General features: G+C 78.7%; 1 pseudogene. It reads right to left on the bottom strand.

Going from position 1 to position 456, the window contains the following annotated elements:
* Positions 1–456 (bottom strand): annotated as a pseudogene (locus VR44_RS37640) (magnesium chelatase); the annotation flags it as partial.

The raw sequence follows: 456 nt of genomic DNA on the forward strand, positions 1-456 counted from the left end.
GCCCTGGGGGGCGGAGGGCTGGGCCTCCGGGCTCTCCTGCGGCTGCGGCGCGTCGGGCGCGTGCCCGGTCTCGGGGCCGCCGCCCTGCGGGGGCACCCCGCCGCCGTCCCCGCCGCCATCGCCGCCGTCGGGGCTGCCGTCGGGGCCGCCGCCGTCGTCGTCCGGACCCTGCGGCTCCGGGTCGGGCTCGGGCTCCGGCTCCTCGTCGGGGAAGCCGTCAAGGATCTCGTCGAGCTTGTCCTCGTCCAGTCCGGGCGCGTCGAAGGGGTTGCGGCGGCGGCGGTGCGGCAGCGCCAGCAGCGCCGCCTGGCGGACGTCCTCCTTGAGGACGGAGGTCCGCCCGGCCCAGGCCGCCAGGGCCGTCGCCGTACGGGCCATCACGATGTCGGCGCGCATGCCGTCGACCTCGAAGCCGGCGCAGGTGGCGGCGATCTGCATCAGCGCGGTGTCCCCGAG

Source organism: Streptomyces katrae (assembly GCF_000966975.1).
In the GTDB taxonomy this organism is placed as follows: domain Bacteria; phylum Actinomycetota; class Actinomycetes; order Streptomycetales; family Streptomycetaceae; genus Streptomyces; species Streptomyces katrae.